At 65.4% G+C, this 19910-nt stretch carries 16 protein-coding genes; 7 read left to right on the plus strand and 9 right to left on the minus strand.

From position 1 onward, the window contains the following. Window positions 1-8: 8 nt before the first annotated feature. Window positions 9-1739, minus strand: a complete 1731-nt coding sequence (locus DRF71_RS09240) for a hypothetical protein (protein WP_232831412.1) — start codon at window positions 1737-1739, stop codon at window positions 9-11. Next, window positions 1739-2770, minus strand: a complete 1032-nt coding sequence (locus DRF71_RS09245) for a Gfo/Idh/MocA family protein (protein WP_112310293.1) — start codon at window positions 2768-2770, stop codon at window positions 1739-1741. Before DRF71_RS09245 ends, DRF71_RS09240 begins: the two co-directional genes overlap by 1 nt. A gap of 181 nt (window positions 2771-2951) precedes the next feature. Here DRF71_RS09245 and kdsA point away from each other — a divergent pair, with 181 nt between their 5' ends. The 7 genes from kdsA (at window position 2952) to DRF71_RS09280 (ending at window position 11825) form a co-directional block, all read left to right on the plus strand. Continuing rightward, on the plus strand, window positions 2952-3779 hold the full coding sequence (kdsA, locus tag DRF71_RS09250) for a 3-deoxy-8-phosphooctulonate synthase (protein WP_112310294.1): 828 nt from the start codon (window positions 2952-2954) through the stop codon (window positions 3777-3779). Continuing rightward, on the plus strand, window positions 3779-4591 hold the full coding sequence (locus DRF71_RS09255; RefSeq protein ID WP_112310295.1) for a 3-deoxy-manno-octulosonate cytidylyltransferase: 813 nt from the start codon (window positions 3779-3781) through the stop codon (window positions 4589-4591). Before kdsA ends, DRF71_RS09255 begins: the two co-directional genes overlap by 1 nt. A gap of 71 nt (window positions 4592-4662) precedes the next feature. Continuing rightward, entirely contained in the window at window positions 4663-5331 is a 669-nt protein-coding gene (locus DRF71_RS09260; protein WP_112310296.1) for a response regulator, read from the plus strand. After that, window positions 5328-6680: a sensor histidine kinase gene (locus tag DRF71_RS09265; protein WP_112310297.1), complete on the plus strand. Its 1353-nt coding sequence runs from the start codon at window positions 5328-5330 to the stop codon at window positions 6678-6680. Before DRF71_RS09260 ends, DRF71_RS09265 begins: the two co-directional genes overlap by 4 nt. 92 nt (window positions 6681-6772) lie before the next feature. After that, window positions 6773-7927 carry an efflux RND transporter periplasmic adaptor subunit gene (locus tag DRF71_RS09270; protein ID WP_157971008.1) on the plus strand — a complete coding sequence of 385 codons (1155 nt, stop codon included), beginning with the start codon at window positions 6773-6775 and terminating at the stop codon, window positions 7925-7927. A gap of 4 nt (window positions 7928-7931) precedes the next feature. Next, window positions 7932-11036 carry an efflux RND transporter permease subunit gene (locus DRF71_RS09275; protein ID WP_112310299.1) on the plus strand — a complete coding sequence of 1035 codons (3105 nt, stop codon included), beginning with the start codon at window positions 7932-7934 and terminating at the stop codon, window positions 11034-11036. Between the two features lie 12 nt (window positions 11037-11048). Next, window positions 11049-11825 carry a MipA/OmpV family protein gene (locus tag DRF71_RS09280; RefSeq protein ID WP_112310300.1) on the plus strand — a complete coding sequence of 259 codons (777 nt, stop codon included), beginning with the start codon at window positions 11049-11051 and terminating at the stop codon, window positions 11823-11825. A gap of 38 nt (window positions 11826-11863) precedes the next feature. On the opposite strand, the gene DRF71_RS09285 is transcribed toward DRF71_RS09280, so the two are convergent. From DRF71_RS09285 to DRF71_RS09315, 7 genes are all read right to left on the minus strand, one after another. Continuing rightward, window positions 11864-14455 (minus strand): toll/interleukin-1 receptor domain-containing protein, encoded by a 2592-nt coding sequence (locus tag DRF71_RS09285; RefSeq protein ID WP_157971009.1) that lies wholly within the window; start codon window positions 14453-14455, stop codon window positions 11864-11866. Window positions 14456-14591: 136 nt separating this feature from the next. Continuing rightward, entirely contained in the window at window positions 14592-15011 is a 420-nt protein-coding gene (locus DRF71_RS09290; RefSeq protein ID WP_112310302.1) for a hypothetical protein, read from the minus strand. Window positions 15012-15087: 76 nt separating this feature from the next. Continuing rightward, window positions 15088-15501 (minus strand): curli-like amyloid fiber formation chaperone CsgH, encoded by a 414-nt coding sequence (csgH, locus tag DRF71_RS09295; protein WP_112310303.1) that lies wholly within the window; start codon window positions 15499-15501, stop codon window positions 15088-15090. Between the two features lie 30 nt (window positions 15502-15531). Further along, window positions 15532-15906: a hypothetical protein gene (locus tag DRF71_RS09300; protein ID WP_112310304.1), complete on the minus strand. Its 375-nt coding sequence runs from the start codon at window positions 15904-15906 to the stop codon at window positions 15532-15534. 43 nt (window positions 15907-15949) lie between these two features. Beyond that, window positions 15950-16297 carry a hypothetical protein gene (locus tag DRF71_RS09305; RefSeq protein ID WP_112310305.1) on the minus strand — a complete coding sequence of 116 codons (348 nt, stop codon included), beginning with the start codon at window positions 16295-16297 and terminating at the stop codon, window positions 15950-15952. A 262-nt stretch (window positions 16298-16559) separates the two neighbouring features. Beyond that, on the minus strand, window positions 16560-19166 hold the full coding sequence (locus tag DRF71_RS09310; protein ID WP_112310306.1) for a toll/interleukin-1 receptor domain-containing protein: 2607 nt from the start codon (window positions 19164-19166) through the stop codon (window positions 16560-16562). A 6-nt stretch (window positions 19167-19172) separates the two neighbouring features. After that, on the minus strand, window positions 19173-19859 hold the full coding sequence (locus tag DRF71_RS09315) for an NUDIX hydrolase (protein WP_112310307.1): 687 nt from the start codon (window positions 19857-19859) through the stop codon (window positions 19173-19175). Window positions 19860-19910 lie beyond the last annotated feature (51 nt).

Raw genomic sequence — 19910 nt, forward strand, 5'->3', positions numbered from 1 at the left:
GGTGCGGCTTATACGGGCGTGACGGTCCAGCCAAAAGGCGGCAGATCGCCGGCTTCCTGTGCTGTCAGACTGGCCCGGAACAGCCGGTCGCCCAGATGCAGCTCTGCGATGCCAGCCTGGATTTCGGCGCGATGCACCGGCTGCCCGGCCAGGGCCGCCAGTTCGCGCAGAAGCGCAGTGACCGGCCAGTCGCCCAGGCCCCTTGGCCCGAACAACGCCGCCGGTGTCCAGACCGCCGGCGCGAAGGGTGCCAGCGCCGTGGCCATGCCCAGCGTCCAGGCCGCGCCGAAAGCCGCGCGGTGGCGCGGGTCGTCATCGGCCATCGCCACACGGCCACCCCCTGGATTCGGGATGGTACGCGAGCCGTAAGGGTTCTGCCGCATCGCGATGGTCATCGGCCCGATCCGGTATTCCGCCCCCGGATTGCCTGCCCCGATGATCGCCCGGGCCGAGCGCGCGATATGCGGCACCGCCTCCAGCGTCTCCATCACCGCGAGGTCATCGGCGGCATGGATGATCGGGCAAAAGCCGTGGCTGATGAAATCGAGCCCGGCGGGCGGGCGTTTTCGGTTCAGCTCGGGGAAGAAGCTGGCCATGCCGCCGCCGCGTTTCACTCCCGGAAAGGCGCGGGCGGCGGCAGCGTGGATCTCATCCAGGGCCGGGCAATCGGGCCAGGCAGAGCCGGGCGGCGTCGATTGCCGGTCGACCGAGGGGCAGACAAAGACCGAGGCGACCCGCAGCCCCGAGGCCCGCAGATCGCGCGCATGGGACAGAAGCTCCGGGCCGGGTTCCCCCCGGAACCGGCAGATCAGCTCAAGATCGTAAAGCGCCGCCGGATAAGAGACCTGCAAAGCGGCAAAGGCGGCCAGCTGACTTGAGACCGGCTCGGTCAGGGTCGCGTCGATATGGGCAAGGATGCGCTGCGGCGCGACACCGGCCAAAGCGGCGGGGGCGCCCGGCTGGCGCGCTTCTTCCGGGGTCAGAGCCAGTGCAAGATCAGGAAAGACCGTGCCCGCCGGGATCGCCGGGGCTTCGGGCGGTATGTGGGTGCCCTGCCCCGCCCAGGTTACGGTGACCGATTGATGCACCGCATCTCCTTCAGTCAACAGATAGGGCCAGGGCAGAGCCAGCGGGCGGTTATAGGTCTTGTAAGAGGCATCGCCCCATTGCCGCTGATCCTCCATCTCGAATGTATCGCCCTGGAAGGTGCAGGAAACCGTCAGCCCATTCGCCTCATGCTCAAGCCGGGTGATATCCATGAAAGGCTGCCAGGGTTCGATCAGATCGGGAAAGCGGCTGTGCTCCACCTCACCGTTGCTATGGGTCACCCGGGCGGGGGCTCCGGCAACGCCATTGATCGGATGCAGCACGGTAAAGCCGGTACGATTCGTCTCGAATACGCCTGAAATGCGCGATTCTGCGGCGAAGGTCAGTGCGCGCGGGCTGATGATGCAGGAGAGCTGGACACGCTGCTCCGCCCCGTTCGAGCGGAAGGTCATGGCGAAATTCAGCCGCAGCTCATCACCGCTGACCGCGCGGCGGATCGGGCCGATTTCCGGGCGGACAGTGCCCCAGTCACGGTCACGCACCAGAAAGGCGATCTGGCGGATGATCTCGGTCTCGCCCAGCCGGATATGACGGATGGCGCCGTCCTGAAAGCCAAAGCTGATATCGCCGTGGCGGATGATCTCGCCCGTGCCCGGGGCCTCAGCGGTGCCATAAAGCGCGAGCGCGTCCATCACAGCGATCCCGGATCGACCGAGCGCCCTTCAGCGGCCGAGAGATAGGCGGCCTCGACCAAAGCAAAGGTCTGGAGATTGTCGGCGCCCGAGGTCTCGGGCTGGCGACCATCCCGCAGGCAATCCACGAAATGCTGCTGGATGATCTGCACGCTCTCCTGGATATTGTGCCAGGGACGTTCGGCCCAGGGCAGCAGCGGCGGGCTGACATCGCGGCTTTCCGAACCGCCATTCCGCTGGATCGTCAGGCGGTAACCGGCATCCAGACGCAGGCTGCCTTCGGTGCCGTCAATCTCGATCAGGCTTTCGGGGAAGGTCTCGGGGCTGCGTTTCGTCGCATAAGAGCAATCCACCACCGAGGTCACGCCGGATTTGTGCAAAAGCTGCATCGTGGCGACGTCTTCGCCTTTTATCTTCGGGTTCACCCGCCGCGTGGTGGCGGCGATGCGGGTCACATCGCCGAACAAGGCGCGGGCGATGTCGAGAATATGGATGCCGAGATCTTCAATGATAAAGCGCTCGCCCTCGGCCAGGTAGGGCTGGCCCGAGAACACGTCATAGCCCGAGCGGAAGGAGACGCGGCCGAAAAACGGCGCGCCGATCGCGCCGGAGCGCAGCGCGTCGATCACCTGGCGCACGGCAGATTGCCAGCGGAAATTCTCGTGGATCATCAGGGTTTTGCCGGTCGCCTGCACCGCCGCGACCATGGCTTTCGCATCGGCCAGCGTCTGTGCAAAGGGCTTCTGGCAGATCACATGTACATCCGCCGCAGCCGCCATCCCGACCAGCATCCGGTGCGAGGCCACCGTGGTCGCGATATCGGCCACGTCGAAACCGCCATCGGCAAAAAGCCGGGCCGCGTCTGTATAGCGGCGCGCGATGCCGAATTCCTCACCCGCTGCCGCCAGCCGGGCCGGATCGCGGTCGCAAATCGCCACCACCTCGGCCCCCTCGATCCCCGCCCAGGCGAAAAGCTGATTGCGGGCAAAGAAACCGGCGCCGATCAGCGCGATTTTCACGGTCTGGGTCATTCAGGGGCCTCCTCCTCCGGTATAACTGGTATAATGAGGTAATAACCCTTTGTCACGCGGCAAGCAGCGCCCTGCCTTTGCCCAACCGCAGCCCCGACCTATCTGGCGGGCTGGCGGCAATTCATGCCATAATCTTTGCGGATCCCATAACCCTTGCCGATCACAGTGCCGGAGCCCCAGAATGACCCAGAAAATTGTCACCATCGGCGATATTGCCATCGGCGGCCAGAACCCGATTGCGCTGATCTGCGGCCCCTGCCAGCTGGAAAGCCATGACCATGCGCGGATGATGGCTGAAAAGATCCTGGAGGCCTGCGCACCGACCGGAACAAAATTCATCTTCAAAGCCAGCTATGACAAGGCGAACCGCTCGTCGCTGGGCGGCAAGCGCGGTCTGGGGATGGAGACCGGGCTGGAGATCCTTGGCCGCATCCGTGATGAATTCGGCCTGCCGGTGCTGACCGATGTGCATGAGCCGGGCCATTGCGCTCCGGCGGCGGCGGTTTGCGATGTGCTGCAGATCCCGGCATTCCTCAGCCGCCAGACCGATCTTTTGCTGGCGGCAGGGGCGACCGGCAAGACCATCAATATCAAGAAGGGCCAGTTCCTCGCGCCCTGGGATATGGATAATGTGGCGGCCAAGGCTGCCTCGACCGGTAATGAAAACATCATGCTGTGCGAGCGTGGCACTTCCTTTGGCTATAATACCCTGGTGACCGATTTCCGGGGCCTGCCGCGTATGGCGGAAACCGGCTATCCGGTGATTTTCGACGCCACCCATTCGGTGCAGCAGCCCGGCGGCCAGGGCAGCAGCTCGGGCGGGCAGCGTGAATATGTGCCGGTGCTGGCGCGGGCGGCCTGTGCGGTGGGCGTCGCGGGTCTCTTTATCGAGACGCATCAGGACCCGGACAACGCCCCTTCGGACGGGCCGAATATGGTGCCGGTCGATCAGCTGAAGGGCCTGATCGGCACGCTGAGGGCCTTTGACGCACTGGCGAAAGGTCTGTGATGGATACGGTCATCATCATCCCGGCGCGCTATGCCTCGACCCGCTATCCGGCCAAGCCGCTGGCGATGCTGAAAGGCGCCAGCGGGGTCCAGCGCTCGCTGCTGGAGCGTTCGGTCATGGCCGGGCGCCGCGCGGTCGAGGAGGCCGGCGGCGGGATCGGGCTTTATGTCGCGACCGATGACAGCCGGATCGCCGATGAGGCGCGGCGGATCGGCGCCGATGTGATTATGACCTCGGAAACTGCGCGCAACGGCACCGAGCGGGTGGCCGAGGCGGTGAAAAACGCTGGTCTCTCGCCGCAGATCGTGGTGAACCTGCAAGGCGATGCGCCGCTGACCCCCCCCTCTTTCGTCACCGCGCTGATCCGGCATATGCGGGAAGTCCCGGGCTGCGGCATCGCGACGCCGATCCTGCGCTGTGACGCCGAAGCGGTGCAGAACTTCATCGCCGACCGTGCGGCGGGCCGGGTGGGCGCCACGACCGTGGTGACGAACCGGCTGGGCCAGGCGCTGTATTTCTCGAAAGAGGTGATCCCTTTCACCAATGGCAAAGGCGTGGTCGATGGTCAGGTGCCGGTCTTCCATCATGTCGGGCTTTATGCTTACCGCCCCGCCGCACTGACCGCCTATGGCGGCTGGCAGCCGGGCCCGCTGGAAACTCTGGAAGGGCTGGAGCAGCTGCGTTTCCTGGAAAACGGCCATCCGGTCGATGTGGTCGAGGTCTCGGCCCCCGGCGCGAAATTCTGGGAGCTGAACAACCCTTCGGATGTGGCGCTGATCGAGGCTTTTCTCAAGCAGATGGGCTGGGATTAGACCGCGACTGCGGCGCGTCCCGCAACCTTCGCGCAATCTCTCCGGGTTAATCCGGGCAGACGGGAGGCAAGATGCGGATTCTTCTGGTCGAGGACGAAACCAGCCTGGGTGAGATGCTGACCACGGGCCTTGCGCGGCAGGGCTTTGTGGTCGATCTGGCGCCCTCGCTCTCGCTGGCCGGGGAAGCCGTGCTGAGCGTAAGCTATGATGCGATCGTGCTGGACCGGACACTTCCCGATGGCGACGGGCTGACGCTGCTTGCACAGATCCGGCGGCAAAGCACCCATTGCCCGGTGATTGTGCTGTCGGCGCTTGGCAGTTCCGATCAGAAGATCGAGGGGCTGGACAAGGGCGCCGATGACTATCTGGCGAAACCCTTTGCAACGGATGAGCTCCTGGCGCGGCTGCGGGCGATCACCCGGCGCCCGGCGCTGCTGGCCGAAGAGAAGATCACGCTGGGCACACTGATCTTTGAGACCGGCAATCGCAGCGCCCTGATCGGGGATCTGCCGCTGGATCTGCCGCGGCGTGAGCTTTTGGTGCTGGAGACGCTGATCCTGCGCGCCGGCCGCATCGTCACCCGCGAGGCGCTGGAACAGGCGGTCTATGGCTATGATGACGATATCGCCTCGAATGCGCTGGATTCCCATATCTCGCGGCTGCGGCGCAAACTCGTGCCGGCAGGGCTTGAGATCCACACCATGCGCGGCATCGGCTATCTTCTGCGGGCCGTCGAATGACCGCGCGGCAGGGATCGCTGATTTCCCGCCTCTCGCGCCGGCTGATCCTGTTGCAACTGCTGGCGCTGATGCTGGTGGTTGCGGTTGCCTCGATCCCCGAGCCCGGCCGTCGCGGCGTTTACCAGCTGGATGAGGATGTGCTGACCGGCATTGCCGCCAATCTGATGGCCGATGGCAACCGGCTTTATGTGCCCGAGCACCCCGATCTGCTGGCCCGCATCGCGAACTGGCCGGATTTCTGGTTCATGGTCAGCGACAGCTCGGGGCGTCGCGGCGAATATGGCCCGGTGCCTGACGAGGTGCGGCGGTTTTTCCAGGATGCCGGCAGCCTGGTCGAGGTCGAGATCTACCACGATTCCGATCGCGCAACCGGCAGTATCATCGGCAGCCGGATGGATACCCGCGTCGGGACGGTAACGATCCTGACCGGCGGCGGCCCGACACTCAGCCCGGTGATCGGGCGGCTGAAAGAGATCGACCCCTGGTATCTGGCGGTGCTGGCCATCGTCATCACCGTGCTGGCGCTTGGCATCCCCTGGCTCGTGCGGCGCGATCTGGCCGGGGTGGCGCGGGTGGCGGATGAGGCGGCGCGGATCGACATCGACCGGCCGGGCACCAGGCTCACCGAGGCCAATGTGCCGCCCGAGCTGCAGGCGATGATGCGCGCGATGAATGCCGCGCTGACCCGGCTGGACGAGGGGATGGAGCGGCGGCGGCGGTTCCTGTCAACCGCCGCGCATGAGCTGCGCACCCCGGTGACGGTGCTGATGATGCGGGTCGAGCTGCTGCCCCCGGGGCCAGAGCGGCGCCAGCTGATGCTGGATGTCGCGCGGCTTTCGGCGCTGGCCGGTCAGCTGTTGGATCTGGATCGGCTGGACCACGACCAGACCGCGCATCAGCGGCTGGATCTGGCCGGTCTTCTGCGCGAGACCATGGCCGAGATCGCGCCCCTTGCGGTGGCGGCGCGGGCGGATCTGTCGCTGCAACTGCCCCCCGGGCCGGTGACGATCATGGGTGACCGCCAGGCGATGCAGCGCGTTGTGGTCAACCTGGTGCAGAACGCCCTCGCCCATGGTGGCGAGGGCGTCTCGGTGCTGGTCGAGCTGCTTGCGCCCGCCGTGATCCGCGTCTCGGATACCGGGCCGGGCATTGCCGAGGCGAACCGGGCGCAGATTTTTGAGCCCTTCTTCCGCCACTCGAAAGCTCCGGGCTCCGGGCTGGGCCTGCATCTGGTGCAGGAGATCGTCCAGCGCCATGCCGGCACCATCACGGTGGGCGAAGGGCCAGGGGGCGGCGCGGAATTCGTGCTGCGCTTTCCGGCCTCCGATCCGGATGCCGCCACGCGGTAAAAACCTGCCTCTCTACGCCCTTACCGCAATGCTGACACAAGTTTCGGGACGCAAACCGCCGGCAGATGATTTGCCAGGGCGGAGCCGCGACCATGCAAGAGGACCAGGCAGCACAGCTGGCAAAAGACCGGGTGCTTCGGGGCGGATATGCCGGGCTTTTGCTGCCTTTGCTGGTTGCCGGCGGCATCGGCGCCTGGGCACTGATGCCGGGCGAGCGCCTCGCCCCCCAGGCCCGCGCCGCCGAAGTGCCGGTCGCAAAGCTGCTTGACCCGGTCGAGCTGATCGAGCTCGCACCGCGCCCGTTGCGGGAGGTCATGCCGCTGACCGGTGAGGTCCGGCCGCTTCGTCATGTCACCCTTTCGGCCGAGATCGGCGGCGTGGTCACCGGCGCCGGCCCGCAGGAGGGCGAAAGCATTGCCGCCGGGGCGGTCCTTCTGACCATCGCGGATGGCGATTACCGGCTGGCCCTTGGCGCTGCAGAGGCCGGCCTTGCCGCATTGCTGGCCGAGCGCCACCTTGCCGCGCTGACCCTGGAACGCGCGACAGAGCTGGCCGGGCGCGGTGCCACCGCCCGCGCAGCGCTGGAAAGCGCCGACGCCGCACTGGCAAAGCTGGATGCCGATATAGCGGGCGCGCGGATCCGGGTCGATCAGGCCAGGGCCGATCTTGACCGCACCCGTCTGGTCACGCCCTTTGCAGGCGAGATCACCCGCCGCCTCGCAGAGCCGGGTCAGCTGGTCAGCCCGGGCGACGCGCTGTTCGGGATCGCCGATCTTTCGGTTCTGACCGTCACTGTGCTGATCCCCGCAGCCCAGGCGCAGGCGCTTTCCCCCGGGCAGGAGGCGCAATTCTGGTTTCCCGCCGCCCCCGATACCCGTTTTGCCGCCCGCCTCGCCCGGATCGGCGCCGAGACCACCGCAGAAAGCCGCGCCGTGCCGGTCTGGTTCACCCTGACCGGCGATCATCCCGGGCTGCGCGCCGGGAGTTTCCTGACCGGTGCGCTCACGCTGCGGCAAAAACCCGATGCGCTGGCTCTGCCGCAAAGCGCGCTGCGCGAGGCCGAAAGCGGCGCGGCGGTGCTGACGATCCGCAACGGCACGGCAGAGCTGGTGCCGGTAACGACCGGCGCCAGCTGGCCCGGGGGTCTGATCGACATCCTCTCCGGGCTGCGGCCGGGTGACCTGGTGGTCGGAACCCGGCTTCCGGGGCTGGAGCCGGGAAATCCCGTGCGGATCGGGGGGCACTGAGCCGATGTTCCTGACCCGGATCTCCGTCGCCCGGCCGGTTTTCGCCACCATGGTCATGGTCGCGATCATGGTCATGGGGCTGGCCGGCTGGCGCAGCCTGCCGATCGACCGCTTCCCGCCGCTGGATTTTCCGGTGGTTGTCATCTCGGTGCCGTGGTCGGGCGCCTCCCCCGAGGCGGTCGAGGCCGAAATCACCCGCCCCATCGAGGATGCGGTCAGCACCATCGCAGGGATCGAAAGCCTCAGCTCGACCTCGGCCCTGGGGCATTCCTCGACCATGATCCTCTTCACGCTTGAGACCGACAGCCGCCAGGCGGCCCAGGATGTGCGCGACCGGATGGCCTCGGTGCTGCCCGATCTGCCCGATAGCGCCGATGCGCCACAGGTGGTGCGGTTCAACCCGCTGAATGACCCGGTCCTGTCGCTGGCAATCAGCGGCGGACCGAACGATCCCGGCCATACGACCCGTATCGCAAAGGATGTGATCCTGCCCGAACTCACCTCGGTTGACGGTGTGGGCAGTGCCACCCTGGTCGGCGCGACCGAAGGCCAGGTCGAGGTGCTGGTCGACCCGGCCCGCCTGCGCGCCCATGACATCGGCGTGGCCACGATTGTCGAGGCGATCCGCCAGGGCAGTCAGCTGACCACCGCCGGATCGGTGGAGAACCGCGTCACCAGCAATCCGGTGCAGCTGAATGCCGCCGCCGCATCGCCCGCTGCGCTGGCCGATCTGATCATCGCCCGGCCAGGCGCTGCGGCGCTGCGGCTGGCCGATGTGGCACAGGTCACCGCCGCCACGGCTGATCCGGACAGCCTCGCCTTTCACAATGGCACCCCTGCGCTGGCCATCGATGTGATCCGGGTCGATGGCGCCAATGTCATCGCCGTTGCCGCCGGGGTCGAGGCCGCCATCGCCCGCCTGAATGACGGGCTTTTGCCTCAGGGGATGCGGGTCGATATCCTGCTGAACTCTGCCACCGAGATCCGCACCATCTATGAGACCATGCGCGCGACCCTGATCGAAGGCGTGGCGCTGGCGGTGCTGATCGTCTTTGTCTTCCTGAATTCCTGGCGCTCGACCCTGATCACCGCGCTGACGCTGCCGATCTCTTTCCTTGGTACGCTGGCGGTGCTCCGCCTGCTGGGCTTCTCGCTCAACATGCTGTCGATGCTGGCGCTGACGCTCTCGGTCGGGATCCTGATCGACGACGCGATCATCGTGCGAGAGAATATCACCCGCCATCTGCATATGGGCAAAAGCCATGCCCGCGCCGCGCTGGACGGCACGCGCGAGATCGGGCTGGCGGTGCTGGCAACAACGCTGGCGCTTTGCGCGGTGTTTCTGCCTCTGGCCTTCATGGATGGGATCATCGGCCGGATGTTCGTGCAATTCGGCGTGACGGTCGCGGTGGCGGTGCTGATCTCGATGTTTGTCAGCTTTACCCTGGATCCGATGCTGTCGGCGGTCTGGTTCGATCCGGATTCCGGGCCTGGCGTACGGCGCGGCCCGTTGGGCCGGCTGATCCTGCGCTTTGACCGGGGGTTCGACCGCCTGACGCGTCTTTATCGCCGCCAGCTGGGCTGGTGCCTGCGCTGGCGGGTGACGACGATGGGTTTCGCGGTGGCGGTGCTGGCGGGATCGCTTGCGCTTACACCCCTGATCGGGACCGAATTCCTGCCGCAAACGGATGAGAGCCGCATAGATATCGCGGTGAAAACGCCGGTCGGCTCGTCCAGGGATTACACCGCGCTGAAGACGCAGCAGATCACCGGCCTGCTGCTGGATCTGCCCGAGGTCGCTGGCACCTATACCACGGTCGCCGCCGGCAGCGGCACCGCTTCGAATGAAGCGGTGATGGTGGTGACGCTGGTTCCCCCGGCGGGGCGCGAGCCTGCGGCGGAGCTGGTGCCGGTGTTCCGCCGCCTGCTGGCACAGATCCCGGGCGCGGAACTGACGATCCAGGCGGCGGGCGGCGTTGGCCCTGATGACGCGCCGGTCACGCTGATCATATCGGGAACCGACCCCGCCACGCTGAACGACGCTGTCACCAGGATCCCGGCGGCGGTGGCGGCGGTACCCGGCACGGTGGATCTGCGACTGTCCTCGGGCGAGGCATGGCCGATGACGGATTTTGTACCCCTGCCCGATGCCGTCAGCGATCTGGGGTTGAGCGCCGGCCCCATCGGCGCGGCGCTGCGTACCATGCTTGACGGTCAGGAGGCCGGCGATCTGAAATGGCAGGACGGGCGGATCGAGCCGATCATGCTGCGCCTGCCCCGCCCGTTGCGCGAGACAGCCGGGGCGCTGGAGACGCTGCCCATCGCCCGGGCCGGAGGCCGGCTGATCAGCCTTGATGAGATCACCCGCCGGGTTGAGACCACCGGCCCAACGAGGATCGAGCGCCGGGACCGCATCCGCTCCGTCACCCTTACCGCCGGGCTGGAAGGCCGCATTCTTGGCGACGCCATGGCAGAGATCGGCGCCGCGATTGCCGCGCTGGATCTGCCCCCTGCCATTCGCGTCAGTGCCGGGGGCGATGCCGATCTGATGGGCGATACCATGAGCGATATGGTCATGGCGCTTGGGCTGGCGGTGGTCTTCATCTACCTGGTTCTGGCCAGCCAGTTCGGCAGCTTTCTGCAGCCCTTTGCGATCATGGTCTCGTTGCCGCTGGCTTTTGCCGGGGTGGTGCCGGGGCTTATGGTCGCGGGCTCGACGCTGAACCTTTATTCGATGATCGGCATCGTGATGCTGATGGGGCTGGTGGTGAAAAACGCCATCCTGCTGGTCGATAACGCGAACCAGCACAGCCGGACGGGAATGGCGCTGCATGAGGCGCTGCTCCTGGCCGGAGAGACCCGCTTTCGCCCGATTATGATGACGACCCTGGCGATGATCCTTGGCATGGCGCCGCTGGCGCTGGCGATCCATCCGGGCAGCGAGCAAAGCGCGCCGATGGCGCAGGCGGTGATCGGCGGTCTGATCAGCTCGACCCTGCTGACGCTGGTGGTTGTGCCGGTGGTCCTGACCTGGATCGCCGCCGCCCCGGCCTTGCTGCGGCGGCTGTCCGCCAAGGCCTCTCCTTCCCGAATTCAACCCGAAACCTGAAAGGAAATCAGGATGACAATCAATATGAAACAGACCGGCAGTGTGGCCTTTGCGGTCTTTCTGGCGCTGACCACCCCCGCCCTGGCCCAGGAGCCCGGCGGCCCCGGGGGGGGTGGTTTTACCGTCGGCCTGCTGGGGTTCCGGGGCGATACCGCTTATGGCTTTACCGAAACCGCCGCCCTGCCCTTCATCGAATATGAAAACGAGTATTTCAAACTCGGCCTGCCCACGCTGGATGTGAAACTGCCCTGGATCTCGACCGAGACGCTCAGCTTCGGGCTGAGCGTCGATCTCCTGGGTGGCGAAGGCGGCTATGAGGCCAGCGATGCGCCGCATCTGCGCGGCATGGCCGAGCGTGAGGCCGGGATCTGGGCCGGGGCCGTGATGGACTGGCGTACCGAAGCCGTCGATCTCTCGTTCCGCGCGATGACCGATATAGGCGGCGACAGCGAGGGCAGCAGCCTCTCGGTCATGGCATCGCGCGATTTCTTTGTCGGCGAAAGGCTGATGATCACGCCAAAGCTTGGGGCCACCTGGCTGGATGACAAGGCGGTCAACTACTATTACGGCGTCACCCAGGCCGAAGCCGCCCCCGGTCGCGCCGCCTATACCGGCACTTCGACGGTCAATGTCGAGGCCGGCATCACCTTTGGCTATCTGCTGTCCGAACGGCAGATGCTGATGCTGGATGTCAGCGTCACCAATCCCGGCAGCGGCATCACCGACAGCCCTGTCGTGACCGAGGACCGTCTGACCTCGGTTGGCCTTGGCTATATGCTGAAGTTCTGATCCGGCGATTGCCGGCCGTCTTCAGCGGCGGCCGGTGATTATGAACAATCATTCGCAGGCCAGGTCGGGCAGAGCTGAAGGATCGCCTGTTCCAGCGCCGCGCGGTAGCCCAGGTAATCGGGAAAGCGGGTATAGATCAGCTCATCATCCGGGCTGCCAAAGCGGCCATCCTCGGCAAAGCCGCTGTGTCCGAACGGGTAGATGTCACCGCCCGACCCTGTGGCAAGCGGTTCGACCCTGCTGCCGTCCCGGGTCGAATAGACCACCACCGCATTCGAGCCCACTGTCGCCCCCGACAGCATCACAGCCATCAGACTGCCATCATTGCTGATCGCCCGGACGCTCAGCGGCAGTTCCAGAGCAAGCAGAATGCTGCGCTGCCAGTTGCCATCCGGCGCGCGGGTGATCCGCAAGACCTCTTCGCGCCAGCCCGAGGCGATCAGTGCCGGCTGACCGGGAACCGCGATCAGATCCCATTCGGCCAGATGCAGGGCATCGCGGTCCGCTGCCGTAAATATGCTGCCATCCGCCAGGGTGATATCCGTCGGCGCGGCTTTGTCCTCTGCCCTCGCCGCCAGCGGATCATCGCCTGATCCACGCGGCGGTGGATTAGGGTCAATCTCGCGAAACGGGGTCTTTTTCGCCTCGGCCAGGTCAATCAGGATGATCTCGCGCCGGCCGGTATCGACCGGCGTCTCGACCCAGGCCGCGAGGGTTTCCGTGATCAGCGTCGCGCCCGCGATGGGGGCGTCATTGACCATGCTTTCCATCGAAAAGCTGCCATACAGGGCGCGGCCATCGAAACTGGCGAAAAGCGGATCATTATCCCCGGTCTGAAGCAGATGCGGCAGGCCGAGATTGGCCAGCACGGGCAGGCGGCGGAAGGCCGCGCCCTCTTCGGGGCTGAAAAACCCCTCCTCGCGCAGCCCGTTATCCCGGTCCAGCAGCACTTCCCGGTTGAAGATGGCGATATCCTTCCAGAAGCCGCTTTGCGAGGTGCGCCCGCTGATCGTGGCCAGCCATTTACCGGTCACGCGGCATTGCGGTGTAAAGATGCCATAGGCCGTGGCGGTCAGATCGTCCCTGTAGCTTTCGCCCATGCGGTCGATCATCAGCTCAAGATCCGGATCGGCCAGATGATGGCGGAAGCAGGTGTAATAGATGTCGCGCTGGTCGGGCGCCGCCTCCTGCGGTCCGAAGGCGACCAGGCTGCCGCTGCCCTGGTCGAAACGCAGCGGCGGCGCCCTGCGGTTGAACGTCAGATACGAGCGCCCTGCCCGGTCATTGCGCAGCGCGTCGGGCAGATCCTGCATGCGCAGCGACCTGCCGCTTTGCAGATCGGCAACCCAGGCCGAGAGCGCCTGATATGGCGGCGCCTTTTCGTAATAGTAATCCTTTTCCGCCTCATGCCCCCTGACCAGGATCACCCCGTCCGGCGCCATGGTGATGGTCAGAACCGGTGCCTCTTCGGCCGGGATGGCAAGGGTCAGCAGCACCGGGCCGGCTGCGAGGGTTGTGGTATCGAACCGCTGGAACAGAAGCTGGCCGTCCAGCCGCCGGACGAGGATGCCGCTGTCCAGCGCCGGCACGAAATCCCAGGCGAGGATCTCACCCGGCATTTTCACGCCGCTGTCCTCCGGCCCGCCAGCCCCGATGCGCATCAGCGCCCCATCCGCCGGATCCTGCAACAAAAGCGTACCGCCGAGGTCAAGCAGCACCAGATCATTGGCGATGGCGATCCGGCTTTGCCCCGCAGCATTCTGCAGCGCGGCACGCAGGGCGACATGCATCTGCGGCTCGACCGGGGTGACGTCTTGCAGCACGGTAACCGCCTCATGCAACAGATAAAGCGCGCCGAGGCCGCGACCCTGGGCCAGCAGATCTCCGGCCGGGCCAGAGACGCGCAAGGCGGCCTGTTTCTCGGCCTCGGCCGTCGCCCTGGCCTGCGAGCGCCATTGCAGCGCCGCGAAACCGCTGAGCCCGGCAAAGACCGCCACCAGCGCGGCAAGTGCCAGCAGCCCCAGCCTTGTACGCCGCTGCAACCGCTGCCGGCTGCGCGCCAGCATTTCGGCAATCGCCGACGGCACCGGTGCGGCGTTTTCCGGGCGATCCATCGCCCAGCTCTCGGCCAGGGCCAGATCCTTGCGGTCGCGGATCAGCGGCTGCTCTCCGACCGCCTGCAACAGATAGCCGGCCTTGCGCCGCTCCCAGTCGATATTGATGCGCAGCGCGGTGGCGAGACTGGCGATTTCGGCGGTGATCCCCGCCCCAGACCCGAGGCGGGTGTAATGCAGATTGCGCAGCCAGTCGGGCAATTCCTCACGCGGGAGGCCGGCGGACAGCAGCGGCAGAACCGGCTTACCTGCCGCCCGCGCCGCCTCCAGTTCTTCCTTGCAGGCGGCAGAGAGCAGCGAAGCCGGCGTCGCAAGGAACACGACCTTTGCCGCGCCGCGCAGGAGCTGGTTGATCCGGGCCTGCCAATCCTCGCCCGGGACGATATCGGTCACATCCATCGCGACCGTCAGCCCTTCGGTCTCAAGCGCGAGGGCGATCTGACGGGCAAGGGGCAGATCCTCGCGTGCATAAGACAGAAAGACGGAATGGCGGGAGGGAAAATCAGGGCGGGTCACGGCTCTTCTTCTCTCATACGGGCGGTTGTGCCGGTCCATCTTCACGCACGCCCCCCGCAAGGCAAGCCCGGCGGGGCGGCAATCGCATACGGGCCGGACCCTGTGGCGGTCCGGCCCGGAAGAGGTTGGGTTGTGATCAGTTGGTGGTGATTTTCACCCTGGTGCCTTTGCCACGCAGGTTCAGATCAACGCTGGAGGCCCGGCCGTTCTGGTTGACGACCACCTCATGCCCATCGCCACGGATGTTCAGCGTGGTCTCATGGCGATAGCCGTTGATATAGGTCGCCACCTTGTTATCGCCGACATTCACCACCTTGTAATAGTTGCCGCCGCCATAGATGCCCTGAACCATGGCGCCGAAGCGGTTGATGATCTCGGCAAAGCTGTAAGAGCCACGCATGTCGAGGCTGGTATAGCCGCAGCCGGTGACCGTCAGGTCGACGAAGTTGCCGTCGCCGGTGACATCGGCTGCCGCGATATTGCAGGCCTGTGCCGAGGCCGCATTGGCCGAGACGGCGAAGAGGGTGGCGAAGAGGGCGATTTTGAGGGTTTTCATAATCTGGTTTCCTTTTGGATGACGGGATTTCGGTGTTGGGTTCAGGAGTGCGGGTCTGGATATTCGGTCAGGGGGGTCAGAGGCTGTCCTGGCAGACCACTTTGCCCTTGCTGTCTTCGAGGATGATCTGGCCGGAAAGCCGGGTGCCGGGTTCAAGGGAAAGCTCGCTCAGCACCGCTTTTTCACCAGGGGCGAGGGACAGGCTGCGCTCGTCTTCGATGCTGACGGTGTTGCGGCCCTTGCCATCCAGCTTCAGCTTGTAGCGGCCCGAGATGGCGGCATCCGAGGCGGTGATGCTGGCGGTAAAGGTCATGCCGCCCTTGCCCTTTATCACAGCCATCGCACAGGCGGGGACATTGGCCGGAACCTTGACGGTATGGCCGGCAAGCACCGGGCTGGGCATCGGTCTTGTGGTCTCGGGGCCGGCATCGGGGCTGCTGAAGAAGAGGCTGAGGATGATGGCGACCAGGCCGTTTGCGGTATCGGTCATGGGTATCTCCTTTCCGGTCTGTAAGGGGGGTCAGTAGCAGCGGGGGATGATCAGCCCGCCGTAATCGTCATTGACCTCGATCGGTTCGGGGTTCATGCCGGGCGGGCAGTGGCCGATGAAGATGTCGGTCCCGACCGAGTCATAGACATCGACAATGGCGTCGCTTTCGCCGCCGAGATGCCAGGTCGAGATGTCGTCGCTATGGCTGAGGATGCTGTCGAGGCTGCCACCATTGCCGCGGCTGACGATCTGGCTGCCGGAGGCGTGGCTGTCGACGATGATCTCGCGGCCATTGCCGTCATGGTCCAGCCCGATCCCCGAGGCATTGGCGCCGATGGGCAGCAGGGCCAGGGTGAAGGCAATAAGATACCGTGCCGGGAAACCCGGATATTCGAGCGTTTTCATGTCTGTGGTTCCTTGTTGGGGTCAGTCGCCGCTGGCGCTGTGATCAGCCGACGATGCCGACATAGCCATTGCCGTAGCCCTGGGTGACGCAACCATTGCCGACCAGGTTTCCGAGGGGGGCGTAGTAGAACATGTCGGTATAGGTGATGCCGTTTGCGAAGTAGATGGTGCAGCGCCGGCCAACGGCCGGATAGACCGGAACGGCCATGCCGGAACCAGGCCGCACGGTGGCCGGGATGGTTTCGTTGATGACGGTGGTGCGCAGGGTGCTGCCATCCGCCTGTTCGCGCTCCATCACCAGTTCCATGTCGGGCTCGGTGCTCTGCGCCAAAGCAGGGATACCGGAGGTGATCATGGCAAGGGTGATCAGGGTGGTTTTGGGGAAGCTCATTTTCGGCTCTCCGGTGTGGGTTGGTTCTGGTGGTCTGGGTTTGTATCTTTCTATAGGTGTTATTTGTACACTATATGATGGTGTTGTAAATACACTATTTGATGCCCCGTACAGATTTCGTGTAACCATTTGAATTTATGGTATTCAGTTTCCGAACAGCGCAGCCAGCGCAGCGCAAAACAGGCCCCGATCAGAGGCCGGTATTGCAGAATCACTCTGGGAAATGCCGATGGAATCGTCCCCGGACCGCGCGGTGCGGCGATCAGGGCAGGGCCGCAACCCTTTGCCGAAGGTCTGATTCGTCGGGCAACGCCACCGTCAGCGAGCGGCCATCGAACTCATTGCGGATAAAGAGGCTGGTCTCCCCCTCAAACCCGACCCGCAGCACCGGGCGCCAGAACTGATCGGCCTGCACCCTTGCGATCACGCTGCCATCGCTCAGGTCGATCACCACCAGGACATCCGGGGAGTCAGCCACATCCAGCAGCGCCACCAGCCGCCTGCCCGACGGCGAGAGGCTGAAGCCCTCGACCGCGACAGGCGATGTCATAAGCGTGCGCGGCTGCCAGTCGGTGCCCTCCACCGTGGTCCAGAGCTGGAGACTGTTTGCATTGCCCGTCACCAGGCGGTTGTCATCCAGAAACAGCGCCGCGCGCATCGTGCCTGCGGGCTGCGACCAGAGCGGGCGCATCACGCCATCCTCAACCGCAAAGACACTGATGCCCCCGCCTTCGACCAGGGCAAGCCGCCTGCCATCCGGCGACAGCGCCATGCAAAGCTGAAGATGATAGCCCGGAATAATCTGGCGCAGACCCAGCGGCTTGCTCCCGACAGCCGTGCCCTCCAGTTCGGCGGCGCCACCATCGAAACTCATCTGAAATGTCATTGGGCCAAGGGTCAGCGTCACCGGCCCCTCGGATGCCTCGTGAAACATCGGCGAACAAACCGTGCGGTCCTGCGCCGCCTGTGCGGTCAGCAGGGTCTGGCGCTCTTCAGGTTCGGGTTCGGAAATTTCACTCCACTCCGTTTCCAGTGTTCGGGTCCGGATCAGGCGGATTTCATTGCGGTCTGGCATATAGGCCATCAGGATCTCGTCCTGCCGCCCATCGGGCAACCCGTCCGCCACAAAGCGCCGGACAAAACGTGGCGTGGCCGGCATTTTTATCGCAGGCTGCTCCATGCTGTCGCGCAACTCGTCACAGGAAGACGGATCGACGGTTCCGAAGTCATAATTCGGCGAGATTTCAACCTGGCGGATCTCGGTAAGGTCGGTCAGCACGAATTCGAGGCTACTGCCATCCTCGCTGCGAGAGACATCGACATCCTGCCAATAGCCGACATCAATGCAGGCAATCCGGTCAGAGCCCTCTGGCGCCCGCACCAGAACCAGATCGAAATTCGACCGCTGGCCACCCGTGCCAGGCGGCCCCCAGGCGGCGGTGATCACCAGATCCTGGTCGGGATAGGCACGGCACCCTTCGGGGTAGAGGCTGTCGTCTCCGCTGATCTCCTGCGCACCCAGCGTGACCAGCGGCTCAAGCCCGCCATCATCGGCCAGACAGGCGGCGCGGCCGGATTCCGGCAGCGCGGCAACCGGCGCAACCAGCTGGACATATTCACCGCGCCGGTTGAGGAAGCCGTTGATCGCCACATCGGAAAGCGCATTGTCGCAGGCATAGGCAAACAGGGCCGTCGCCTCATTGGCCCAGCAGAGATCGGCCAATATAGTCTCGGGCAGCGGCTCGGGCTCGCCGACCGTCCGGAATTTTGGCTCCAGCTCAAACTGCTGGCTGGTGCCATTGGCGAGGATCGCGCGCGGCCCATCGGCGAAATCGGCGAAGGCCACCATGGTTGACCCGAAATGGATCTCGGAGCTGGTCGTGCTTCCATCGGGACGCAGCAGCGACAGCCGCCAGCCGGCCGGGCGTCTTTCGAGAATCCAGGCGCCGTCTTTGCCGGGAAAGACCTGGGCACCAACCGGCACCGGGAAAGCGGTCTCAGCCTCGGCGCGATGGATGATCTCTTCGGCCGGAGCGAGGATCGAGGATGGCAGCCCGGCTTCGGGGAAAACCGCGAGGATGCCGCGCAGCTGATCCAGCGCCTCAAAGGTCCAGCCGTCGCGGGACAGGCGCAGCGCCGGCTCGACGCTCAGCTGCGCCTCACGGCGCTGGCTGTCGGTCAGGGCGGCACGCGCCCTTTCGCTTTGCCACCAGGAATAGCTGGCCAGCGCAGCCAGGGTCACCACCGCCAGACCCGCCACGGCGAAAAGCCCAAAGCCCCGCCGGTTGCGCCTCGCGCGGCTGCGCGCGATCAGATGCAGGATCGCCTCGGGAACCGGCGCCGCGCCATCCGGACGGTACATGGCCCAGGTCTCGGCAGATCTCAGCTCGGCCCGGGAATGGAAGAGTGCGCCTTTTTCGGCCGCACGGGCCAGAAAAGCCGCCTTGCGGCGCTCCCATTCAAGGTCGAGATCAATCGCGGCCATCAGCACCGGCAGGATCGGCCCGGGATCCTCGCCCGAGAGGCGGATGTAATGCAAATGCTGCACCGCCGTCGGCAGATCAGCGCTTTTCATCTGGCCGGTCATCACCAGAAGCACCGGCTTGCCGGCGGACAGCGCGGCGGACAGCTCCTGCTGGCAGGCAGGCGAACCGGCCGAGGCTGGCGTCGCCAGAAAAACCAGCTTGGCCGCGCCGCGCAGCAGCCTGTCAAGCTGCGCCTGCCAGTCATCCCCGGGGGCGATATCGGTGACATCCATCGCGACAGTCCGGCCGCCGGCCTCAAGCGCTGCCGCCAGGCGGCGGGCCAGCGCAAGATCCTCGCGCGCGTAAGACAGAAAGACGTGATGGGCCGCGCGCAGATCCTTCATCGCGGCTCAGCCCGGCAGGTCTTTGGCATCCGTGCCGGGCGTCAGCCGATAGAGCGCCGCCGGCCGATGGCCGGTGCCCGAAGTCTGCCCGCCGGTTTCCTCGATCGACCAGGTCGACAGCAGCCATTTGCGGAAATTGCGCTTGTCCAGTTCTTCGCCGCGCAGGATCTCGAACACGCTTTGCGCCTGGGAAAGCGAGAATTCGGCGGGCAGGAAGTCGAAGGCGACGCGCCCTGTCCGCTGGACCGAGACGGTGACATCCTCGGCCAGACGCTGACGGGCATCGGCGAGGATCTCGGCATGGTCAAAGGCCAGCGCGGGCAGATCGGTCAGCGGAAACCATTGCGCATCCGACGCATCCGAAGCGGCGCGCGCGACGATATGGCCCGAAGGGATCAGCGCCATGAACGCCACCGTCACCACCCGGTCGCGCGGATCGCGGCCGGGCCGGCCATAGGTGCGGAACTGGACCAGCGGCACATCGGTGACCCCGGCCTCCTCCTGCAACTCACGAAGCGCACCATCCACCAGGTCTTCATCCATGCGGATAAAGCCGCCCGGGATAGCCCAGGCACCGGCGAAGGGTTCTCCCTTGCGCTGGATCAGCAGGACCTGCAGCTTTCGCTCCCGGATCGAGAAGATCAGGATATCGGTGGTGATGCTGGGACGGGGATGGCGGTAGGTATAGGACATGTCGCGTCTGGGACTCCCTGATTGGTGTTTAATATACACCAATCAGGGGTG

Source organism: Pseudogemmobacter bohemicus (assembly GCF_003290025.1).
GTDB classification, from domain to species: Bacteria; Pseudomonadota; Alphaproteobacteria; order Rhodobacterales; family Rhodobacteraceae; genus Pseudogemmobacter; species Pseudogemmobacter bohemicus.

Excerpts from the sequence above, each read along its gene's own strand:
- DRF71_RS09255 (WP_112310295.1), top strand. The coding sequence starts at position 3,779 with ATGGATACGGTCATCATCATCCCGGCGCGCTATGCCTCGACCCGCTAT.
- DRF71_RS09280 (WP_112310300.1), top strand. The coding sequence starts at position 11,049 with ATGACAATCAATATGAAACAGACCGGCAGTGTGGCCTTTGCGGTCTTT.
- DRF71_RS09300 (WP_112310304.1), bottom strand. The coding sequence starts at position 15,906 with ATGAAAACGCTCGAATATCCGGGTTTCCCGGCACGGTATCTTATTGCC.
- kdsA (WP_112310294.1), top strand. The coding sequence starts at position 2,952 with ATGACCCAGAAAATTGTCACCATCGGCGATATTGCCATCGGCGGCCAG.
- DRF71_RS09260 (WP_112310296.1), top strand. The coding sequence starts at position 4,663 with ATGCGGATTCTTCTGGTCGAGGACGAAACCAGCCTGGGTGAGATGCTG.
- DRF71_RS09290 (WP_112310302.1), bottom strand. The coding sequence starts at position 15,011 with ATGAAAACCCTCAAAATCGCCCTCTTCGCCACCCTCTTCGCCGTCTCG.
- DRF71_RS09245 (WP_112310293.1), bottom strand. The coding sequence starts at position 2,770 with ATGACCCAGACCGTGAAAATCGCGCTGATCGGCGCCGGTTTCTTTGCC.
- DRF71_RS09310 (WP_112310306.1), bottom strand. The coding sequence starts at position 19,166 with ATGAAGGATCTGCGCGCGGCCCATCACGTCTTTCTGTCTTACGCGCGC.
- csgH (WP_112310303.1), bottom strand. The coding sequence starts at position 15,501 with ATGACCGATACCGCAAACGGCCTGGTCGCCATCATCCTCAGCCTCTTC.
- DRF71_RS09240 (WP_232831412.1), bottom strand. The coding sequence starts at position 1,739 with ATGGACGCGCTCGCGCTTTATGGCACCGCTGAGGCCCCGGGCACGGGC.
- DRF71_RS09265 (WP_112310297.1), top strand. The coding sequence starts at position 5,328 with ATGACCGCGCGGCAGGGATCGCTGATTTCCCGCCTCTCGCGCCGGCTG.
- DRF71_RS09275 (WP_112310299.1), top strand. The coding sequence starts at position 7,932 with ATGTTCCTGACCCGGATCTCCGTCGCCCGGCCGGTTTTCGCCACCATG.
- DRF71_RS09305 (WP_112310305.1), bottom strand. The coding sequence starts at position 16,297 with ATGAGCTTCCCCAAAACCACCCTGATCACCCTTGCCATGATCACCTCC.
- DRF71_RS09270 (WP_157971008.1), top strand. The coding sequence starts at position 6,773 with ATGCAAGAGGACCAGGCAGCACAGCTGGCAAAAGACCGGGTGCTTCGG.
- DRF71_RS09315 (WP_112310307.1), bottom strand. The coding sequence starts at position 19,859 with ATGTCCTATACCTACCGCCATCCCCGTCCCAGCATCACCACCGATATC.